The organism is Maritimibacter sp. DP1N21-5 (assembly GCF_019218295.1).
Lineage (GTDB): Bacteria > Pseudomonadota > Alphaproteobacteria > Rhodobacterales > Rhodobacteraceae > Maritimibacter.
The window spans coordinates 79,047-87,792 of the sequence record NZ_JAHUZF010000002.1 but is presented as its reverse complement, the minus strand read 5'-3'; the positions used below and the strand labels follow the sequence as shown (position 1 = coordinate 87,792).

Here is an 8,746-nt window from a genome sequence, read left to right as displayed (position 1 = left end):
GAGCGCGCGAGTGATGCGCGACTTATTGCCAGGGGGGAGTAGCGACATGGAACGCTACACAATGGGGTTATTCGACGACCATCCGATCGTGCTTTCGGGGCTTGCTGACATCATGTCGAAGTCCGGTCTGTGCGACGTCGTGGCGACAGGGGCCGACGCCAACGCAGCAGTGGAAGCCGCCCGCGATTTGCGGCCCGACATCCTCTTGATGGATCTTCACATGCCGGGTGACGTGGCGAAGGCCATCGAGACCATCTCGGCGCTGGGTGAGGACTCGCGCGTGCTTGTCTTTACCGCTTCCGAAAAACCCAACGATTGCATGGCCGCACTGGGCAACGGCGCGCGCGGATATGTCGTCAAGGGAACGAGCTGCGAAGAGCTGTTCCAGGCGATCAACACCGTCATGGAAGGTGGCGAGTTCGTATCGCCGAAGCTGGCGATCCGGCTGTTCCGGGAAATGAACCGCGCCACAGCCGAAACCGCCAAGTCCGACCCCGAGATCGCCCTGTCGGCGCGGGAAGACCAGATCGTCGAACAGCTGATGAGCGGTGCGTCGAACCGGGACATTGCCAAGAATTTGCGTCTCTCGGAGAAGACGGTCAAATACTACATGACCCAAATTCTCCAGAAATTCGACGCAAAGAACCGCGTGGAAGTTATCCTCGCCGTTCAGAAGACCCGTTTGCAGTAAAGAGTTCAGACCGGGGAAGCCCGGTCCTGGGTCCAGTATCGGCCGGGCATCGCCCGGCCGTTTGCATGACTAGGGTCCAAGTCCGAGCCGCGTCAACAGCGCCGACAGCGTGGCCCGGTCCTCTTTCGTCCAGGGCGCGCGGCGCGATTTGAACAGTGTCGCCTGACTGCGATGAACCGGCCCGCCCGACAGGATCTTGAGGTGGTTCGCGCGCAGGGTTTCACCGGTCGAAGTGATGTCCGCGATGGCCTCGGCGGTTTCGTTTTTCACCGTGCCCTCGGTCGCGCCCTGGCTGTCGACGAGCTGGTAATCCGCCACGCCGTTGTCGCGCAGGTAGTCCCGGATCAGCCGGTGATACTTCGTGGCGATGCGCAGCCGGAACCCATGGTGACGCCGGAACGCGGCCGCCACGGCATCCAGATCGTCCAGCGTGGTGACATCGACCCAGGCCTTCGGCACGGCGATGATCAGATCCGCATGACCAAACCCCATGGGAGCCAGTTCCCCGACCTGTTCTTCCCAGAGCCCGAGTTTTTCGCGCACGAGGTCCGACCCCGTGACGCCCAGATGGATGCGCCCGGCGGCCAGCTCGCGCGGGATTTCCCCCGCCGACAGAAGCACGAGTTCGACCCCGTCGATGCCCTCGACGGCGCCAGCGTATTCCCTGTCCGATCCGGTCCGGGTCAGCGTCACGCCGCGCTGGGCGAACCAGTCAAAGGTCTTTTCCATGAGCCGCCCTTTCGACGGCACACCGAGTTTCACGCTCATGTCGCGCTCCCCTCTCGCAGCCGTCCAAGAGCATGGGTCAGCTCGGGGCGGATCACGCCACCCACGGCCGGAATTTCCCGGCCGCGTCCCAGCACCCGCGTCAGCGCGTCATAGCGCCCGCCGGTGGCGACCGCGGGAAGGTCCGGACGCGCCACCGAATGGAAGCCGAAAACGAAGCCGTCGTAGTATTCGAGCGTGGTGCGCCCGAAGGACCCTTCGAAATCAATCCCGTCCGGGTCGATCCCCCGCGCCTTGATCGCCTCGTTGCGGGCGGCGAAACGTTCCACGGCACTGGCGATGGCGGGCATGTCCACGGCCAGATCGCGCAGGTGTTCGCAGGCGTTGGACAGCGTTTCACGGATGCCCAGGAGGTCCGACAGAAGAGCGACCTCTGCCTCAGGGATTGGCGGGGTCGCCATATCCTCGGCCAGTGCCGCTACGCGCTCCTCGACCTCGGCCCGGGTGCGCAGCCCGATGAAGGGCGCATCGAGCCCGGCGAAGGGATCGCCCTTGGCCAGCGCCTCGCGCCCCTCCGGGTTGGGCGCGCGGCCCGAGAAACGATCGATGAGCGACCGGAACCGGCGCGGCCGCCACAGGTGCCGAAGAAGCGCCCGCCGACGCCGTTCGGTGGTGGACAACCCGTTCACCGCCGCCATCAGGATCCCCATGTCACCGGTCGCCGCGCGCAGGTTCAAAGGCGCGAGCAGGTCGTGAAACAGCGCGAAGACCTCGGCATCCGAAGCGGCCGGATCGGTCCGGTCGAAGACCTCGTAGCCCACCTGGAAATACTCGGGCGCGCGGTGCGGGTCATTTTCCTGCTTGCGAAAGACCTCACCGGCATAGGCATAGCGCGCCGGTTCCGCGCCCTCGGCCATGTGCCGTTCGACGACGGGCACGGTGAAATCCGGGCGCAGCATCGCCTCGCCCATGATCGGGTCGTGAGTCACATAGGCGCGCCCGCGGATGTCTTCGCCGTAGAGGTCGAGGAGCGTCTCCGCCGGTTGCAGGATCGGGGTCTCGACCACCACGGCGCCAGCGTCCTGAAACGCCGAGAGCAGCCGCGCAGCCTCGGCCCGGACCGCGGCCTTGTCGAGTGCCTCAGGCATCGGACACCTGCGACGGAGTTTGCGAGGCTAGCATTTTTCGAACCTCGTCGACGAGTGAAGCCCGCGAAACCTCGACTTGCGAGGGGCGTTCCTTCCACTCTTCCAACGTTGCGTCTTTCGCGATCTCGGCGCCAAGGATCAGGTCCTTGAGCTGCACGACGCCGCGCGCCTTCTCGTCCCCGCCTTCGATCACCGCGATGGGGGAATTGCGACGGTCGGCGTATTTCATCTGGTTTCCGAAGTTCTTCGGGTTGCCCAGATAGACCTCGGCCCGGATGCCCGCATTGCGCAGCTCCGCCACCATCGCCTGATAATCGGCCATGCGGTAACGGTCCATCACGGTAACGACGACAGGCCCCTCGGCGGCGCGGTCGAGCCGCCCCTTGGCGCGAAGGGCGGCGAGCAGACGATCAACGCCGATGGACATGCCGACAGCGGGCACAGTCTGGCCGGTGAAGCGTGCCACGAGGTCGTCGTAGCGGCCGCCACCGGCGACCGACCCGAACTGACGCGGGCGGCCCTTTTCGTCGAGGATCTCGAAGGTCAGCTCCGCCTCGAAGACCGGGCCGGTGTAGTAGCCAAGGCCGCGCACGACCGAGGGGTCGATAACGATGCGGTCGGGGCCGTAGCCTTGGGCGGCGAGGAGATCGGCGATCTCGCGTAGTTCGTTCACGCCTTCTGCACCAACGTCCGAATTTCCAACAATTTCGCTCAAATAATCGAGCGTAACTGACATTCGATACTGGCCAGACTCTGGATCGTGTGGCGCCACAGTCGCATCAACAGCATTTTCGTTCAGAGTGGAATTAAGCGCGCGGACCAAGCGAGAATTTGGAAGGCCCTTCTCGATTGCGTCGGAAGCTATCTCTGAAAGCCGCGCATTGATCCTCGCAGTCGCGTCAGCAAAGGCCATGATCGTTTCGATCTGGAAAGAAGAAAGTCCTGCGCCTTCTGTGAAGTCGCCGCTCTCGTCCTTGCGGCCTTGACCTAACAAAGCGCGCACGCCGTCGCTTCCTAGCCGATCCAGCTTGTCAATTGCGCGGAGAACGATGCCCCGTTCCGTGAACGCATCTTCCGGTAGCCCTGCCACCTCCAAAACCCCATTGAGCACCTTGCGGTTGTTCACCCGCACAACGTAGTCGCCGCGCGGGATGCCCACGGCCTCCAGCGCATCCGACAGGAGCGCACAGATCTCGGCGTCCGCCGCCATGCTCGCGGTGCCGACCGTGTCCGCATCGCATTGATAGAACTGCCGGAACCGCCCCGGTCCGGGCTTTTCGTTGCGCCAGACCGGTCCCATCGCATAGCGGCGATAGGGGGTCGGCAGATCGTTGCGGTGCTGGGCATAGACGCGGGCCAGGGGCGCGGTCAGGTCGTAACGCAGCGCCATCCACTGCTCGTCCTCGTCCTGCCAGGCAAAGACGCCCTCGTTCGGGCGGTCCACGTCGGGCAGGAACTTGCCCAGCGCCTCGACCGTCTCGACGCCCGAACTTTCCAGCGCATCGAAGCCATAGCGATGATACACCCCGGCAATCGTGTCCAGCATGGTACGGCGGTCCTCGACCTCCGCCCCGAAGTAGTCGCGAAAGCCCTTCGGCGTCTCTGCCTTGGGCCGGGGTTGTTTCTTGTCCTTGGCCATGGATCGTCCCGTCTGGCTTCTCCTGCGGCTCGCGCCGTGTCGCGCGGGGTCTAGCCCGTTCGGCCCATCAGGACAAGCGCCAGCACGGGTTACCGCGACAGGTCCACGTAGCAGATGTAATCGGTATGGACCCAGCCCGACGGCCCCGTCACGGGAGCCTCGTCATCGGCATAGGCGACCACCGTCACCTTGCGCCACTTGCCCACCGGCGCCGGGTCCCAGGTGCGCAACACCGTCCCCGGTCCGAGCTTGGCGATCCGCTGGGACGAGATGTCCGGCGCGGACTTGAGCGCAAGCCAGTTATCGCCGCGCGGATCGAGCCGGCAGGTGACGTAGAACTCGCCCGAGTAGGCCATCGCCGCCGTGGCCATGACACTCGCCACCGCACCCGCCAAATGGGTTTTCCAAAGCTTCATCGTGGCACCTCCTTGTCAGGGAAGTCTCGCATCCCGCGCCACCCTCCGCTATGACGCGGATCAAAGGAGCCGCCGATGTCTGCCGATACGCCTTCCGACAAGGACCGCATCACCGACCTCGAGATTCAGGTCGCGCATCTGACCCGCGCGCTCGAGGATCTGTCGGATGTGCTCGCCCGTCATGACCGGGAGATGGACCGCGTGACCCGTCGGCTTCAGATGCTGATGGAACGCGAGGCGCAGCGAGAGGCGGATACCGGCTCGTCGATCCCGCTTGCCGACCAGAAACCGCCGCACTGGTAGCGGGAACGCCTACCCAAGTGGGGCCCGCGTCAGCGCAGGTCGATCACATGCATCCGGCGCCGCCCTCGGGCGCGTTCTTCTTCGCGCCGCTGGCGATCCCGCCGGGTCTGCCCGTAGATGAGCATGGTGAAGATCACGGTGCCGCCGACCACGTTGCCGGCCAGAACAGGCAGGAAGAACCGACCCACCGCCTCGACCACCGGCAGTTCGCCCGTCACCACGAGAAGCGCCATTTCGACGGAGCCCGCGATGATATGGGTGAAATCTCCGGCCGCGATGAGCCAGGTGAAAAGGATTACCACGACCATGCTCGACGACTGTGCTTGAGGCATCATCCAGACGATCGCCGCGATCAGCACCCCCGCCGGAATACCCCGCGCAAAACCCTGTGACGCCGGCATCGACGTCGCGTGGCGCGACAGGTCGAAGAGCGCCGGCATGATCTCGTCCGGGATTGCCCCGGCGTAGGCGATGAAGGTCGATACGGCGAAGGCGCCCACGACATTTGCCAAGAGCACGATCCCCCAGAGAGCCAGAATTGCCCGGAACATGCGGAACGTCGGGTCCTCCAGAAGCGGCAGGACCGTGGTCATCGTGTTCTCGGTGAAGAGCTGCATCCGCCCGGTAATCACCACGAGAAATCCAAGCGAGTAGCCAAGATTCTCGAGCAGATAGGACCAGGGCGCGTCGGGCAGATAGGTGCGAAAGATCGCCTCGCCCAGGACGGAGAAGGCGATCACGATCCCGGCGGAAATCCCGGACCAAAGGAGCGAGAGCTTGTTGCGTTCGAGCTCTTCCTCGCCGTCGAGCCGGATCACTTCGTAGATCGTCGAGGGCGAAAGCTTCGAGGCCTCGCGCACCTGTTCCTCTTCTTCGGCCTCGACGAGTTGCTCCTCGCGCTTTTCCTTCTCTTCGATATTGTCTGGTTCGCCCATGGTCCAAGTCCCGTCCCGATACGGGCTGACAACGAACGCAGGGCGCGAAAGGTTCATTCCGCCCGCGTGCACGGTCCCCGTCACGCCCGTGTTCGCTTCGGACCCGCAGGCTCTTGGAACTTCCCCCGCCCGGCGCTGGTTTCGGAAGTCGAAGGCATCAGGACGGAGGCCCCCATGACCGACGACAAGACACCCCCCACCACGACGGACGCCGGGATCCGGGTTCAGAGCGACGAGCATTCCCTGACGATCGGCCCCGACGGCCCCATCGTCCTCAACGACCACTACCTTCTCGAGCAGATGGCCAACTTCAACCGGGAACGGATCCCGGAACGTCAGCCCCACGCGAAAGGCGGCGGCGCCTTCGGTCATTTCGAGACCACGGCCGACGTGTCCAAATACACCAAGGCGGCGCTCTTCCAGAAAGGTGTGAAGACCGACGTGGTCATCCGGTTCTCTACCGTCGCGGGGGAACGCGGCAGCCCCGACACCTGGCGCGACCCGCGCGGGTTCTCGGTCAAGTTCTACACGACCGAAGGTAATTTCGACATGGTGGGCAACAACACGCCCGTCTTCTTCGTGCGTGATCCGATGAAATTCCAGCACTTCATCCGCAGCCAGAAACGCCGTGCCGACAACGACCTGCGCGACCATGACATGCAGTGGGATTTCTGGACCCTGTCGCCGGAGAGCGCCCATCAGGTCGCCTATCTCATGGGGGACCGGGGTATCCCCAAGACCTGGCGCGAGATGAACGGCTATTCGTCCCACACCTATTCGCTGGTCAACGCGGAGGGCGAGAAGTTCTGGGTCAAGTTCCACTTCCACACCGATCAGGGGGACGGCAACGCCTATCTCTCGCAGGATGAGGCGGACGAACTCGCCGGCTCCGATGGCGACTACCACCGCCGCGATCTTTTCGATCACATCGCGAAGGGCGAGTTTCCGACATGGACGCTCTCGTGGCAGATCATGCCCTACGAGGACGCCAAGACCTACCGCATCAACCCCTTCGACCTGACCAAGGTCTGGCCCCACAAGGATTATCCGCTGATCGAGGTGGGCAAGCTCACGCTCAACAAGAACCCTACCGATTTCCACACCCAGATCGAACAGGCGGCGTTCGAGCCCAACAACATGGTGCCGGGCGTGGGCCTGTCGCCCGACAAGATGCTGCTGGCCCGTGGCTTCAGCTATGCAGACGCACACCGCGCCCGGCTGGGGGTGAACTACAAGCAGATCCCGGTGAATGCCGCCCAATCGCCCGTGCACAGCTACTCCAAGGACGGTGAGGCCCGCACCGTGCCGGTTACCGACCCGGTCTATGCGCCCAATTCCTATGGCGGTCCGGCGGCGCAGCCTTTGCCACAGGAGGCGGGTCTCTGGCACGCCGACGGCGACATGGTGCGCCAAGCCTATACCCTGCGCGAGGATGACGACGATTTCTCCCAAGCCCATGCCCTCGTGCGCGAGGTGATGGACGACGCCGCCCGGGATCGGCTGGTCGACAATGTCGCCGGTCATCTGGCGGACGGCGTGTCGGAGGAGGTCCTGCTTCGTGCTTTCGACTATTGGAAACAGATCGACGACGAGGTCGGCAAGGCCATCGAAAAGGCCGTGCGCGACAAGATCGGCGGCGAATCCAAGGCGCCCGGCATGGCCTCGGCCGAGGCTATAGCCAAAAGCAATAAAGGCTGACGCGAACCGCGTTGCCTTTCGCCTTTCCGGATGGTCTGTTGCCCAAAGCACCATTCGGGGAGGCCACCATGACCATCGAAACCACCCACGTCGGCAGCCTGCCGCGCGGCGACGAGCTGTCGAAACTCCTCATCGCCAAGGACCACAAGGAAGCCTACGACGAGGCCGAATTCGAGGCGACCGTCGAGGCGTCCATCCGCGAGGCGATCCGCCACCAGCGCGCGGCTGGCGTGACCGTGATCTCGGACGGCGAATTGGGCAAGGTCGGCTATTCCACTTACATGCAAGAGCGGTTGAGCGGCTTCGGCGGCCACATCGACCGCAAACCCGCTAAAGACTTGGCCGCGCACCCCAATCTGGCCAAGAAACTGTCGGCCATCATGGGCAGGCAGGAGTTCACACGCGCCTCCTGCATCGGGGAAGTGAAGCTCGTGAACCTGCAACCGGCACTGGACGACATCCGCCGGTTCAAGGACGCGCTCGGGGCCGAGGGCGACACGGGCCGCGCCTTCATGAACGCCGCCTCGCCGGGGCTGATTACCGCCTTTCAGGTGAACAAATACTACCCCTCGCACGAGGCCTATCTGGCCGACCTGGCGGCGGCGATGCGGCCCGAGTACGAGGCCATTCTGGACGCGGGCTTCGACATCCAGTTCGACTGCCCGGATTTGGCGATGTCGGCCCATACCGGCTATCAGGACATGTCGCAGGACGAATTCGTCAAGATCGCCGCGGCCAACGTCGAGGCATTGAACGCCGCGACCGAGGGGCTACCGGCGGACCGCATGCGCATGCACCTGTGCTGGGGCAACTACGAGGGCCCGCACGACCACGACATTCCCTTGGAGAAGGTCATCGACGTGGTCCTGTCCGCGCGGCCCAGCACGATTTTGTTCGAGAGCGCGAACCCCTGCCATGAGCACGAATGGACGGTCTGGCGGGATGCCGACGTGCCGGAGGACAAGGTGCTGGCACCGGGCGTCATCGACACCTGCTCGAACTACGTCGAGCACCCGGAACTGATCCGGCAACGGCTGGAGCGTTTCGTGGGCATCGTGGGGAAAGACCGGGTCGTGGCGAGCACGGACTGCGGGTTCGGGACGTTCGCCGGGTATGGCAAGATCGACCCGGAGGTGACGTGGAAGAAGCTTGCCAATCTGCGGAAGGGGGCGGATTTGGTGGGTTGAGCG

At 64.2% G+C, this 8,746-nt stretch carries 9 protein-coding genes; 4 read left to right on the top strand and 5 right to left on the bottom strand.

The genetic code is table 11. The features are described 5' to 3' along the window. The first annotated feature begins 46 nt into the window (after window positions 1–46). Entirely contained in the window at window positions 47–691 is a 645-nt protein-coding gene (locus tag KJP29_RS01005) for a response regulator transcription factor (RefSeq protein ID WP_218461678.1), read from the top strand. Window positions 692–760: 69 nt separating this feature from the next. On the opposite strand, the gene hisG is transcribed toward KJP29_RS01005, so the two are convergent. The 4 genes from hisG to KJP29_RS00985 all read right to left on the bottom strand — a co-directional run bounded on the left by hisG (window position 761) and on the right by KJP29_RS00985 (window position 4,620). Next, window positions 761–1,459 carry an ATP phosphoribosyltransferase gene (gene hisG / locus KJP29_RS01000; protein ID WP_218461677.1) on the bottom strand — a complete coding sequence of 233 codons (699 nt, stop codon included), beginning with the start codon at window positions 1,457–1,459 and terminating at the stop codon, window positions 761–763. Beyond that, window positions 1,456–2,565: an ATP phosphoribosyltransferase regulatory subunit gene (locus KJP29_RS00995; RefSeq protein WP_218461676.1), complete on the bottom strand. Its 1,110-nt coding sequence runs from the start codon at window positions 2,563–2,565 to the stop codon at window positions 1,456–1,458. Before KJP29_RS00995 ends, hisG begins: the two co-directional genes overlap by 4 nt. Further along, window positions 2,558–4,204 (bottom strand): histidine--tRNA ligase, encoded by a 1,647-nt coding sequence (gene hisS, locus KJP29_RS00990; protein ID WP_218461675.1) that lies wholly within the window; start codon window positions 4,202–4,204, stop codon window positions 2,558–2,560. The genes KJP29_RS00995 and hisS overlap by 8 nt, the downstream gene beginning before the upstream one ends. Before the next feature lie 89 nt (window positions 4,205–4,293). Beyond that, on the bottom strand, window positions 4,294–4,620 hold the full coding sequence (locus tag KJP29_RS00985; protein WP_218461674.1) for a hypothetical protein: 327 nt from the start codon (window positions 4,618–4,620) through the stop codon (window positions 4,294–4,296). A 75-nt stretch (window positions 4,621–4,695) separates the two neighbouring features. On the opposite strand from KJP29_RS00985, the gene KJP29_RS00980 reads away from it, so the two are divergent. Beyond that, complete coding sequence (locus tag KJP29_RS00980) at window positions 4,696–4,923, top strand: SlyX family protein (protein WP_218461673.1); 228 nt, start codon at window positions 4,696–4,698, stop codon at window positions 4,921–4,923. A 29-nt stretch (window positions 4,924–4,952) separates the two neighbouring features. Here the strand turns inward: KJP29_RS00980 and KJP29_RS00975 are convergent, their stop codons facing one another. Then, window positions 4,953–5,858 (bottom strand): formate/nitrite transporter family protein, encoded by a 906-nt coding sequence (locus KJP29_RS00975; RefSeq protein WP_218461672.1) that lies wholly within the window; start codon window positions 5,856–5,858, stop codon window positions 4,953–4,955. A 174-nt stretch (window positions 5,859–6,032) separates the two neighbouring features. On the opposite strand from KJP29_RS00975, the gene KJP29_RS00970 reads away from it, so the two are divergent. Further along, on the top strand, window positions 6,033–7,556 hold the full coding sequence (locus KJP29_RS00970; RefSeq protein WP_218461671.1) for a catalase: 1,524 nt from the start codon (window positions 6,033–6,035) through the stop codon (window positions 7,554–7,556). Between the two features lie 68 nt (window positions 7,557–7,624). Then, complete coding sequence (locus tag KJP29_RS00965) at window positions 7,625–8,743, top strand: cobalamin-independent methionine synthase II family protein (protein ID WP_218461670.1); 1,119 nt, start codon at window positions 7,625–7,627, stop codon at window positions 8,741–8,743. Window positions 8,744–8,746 lie beyond the last annotated feature (3 nt).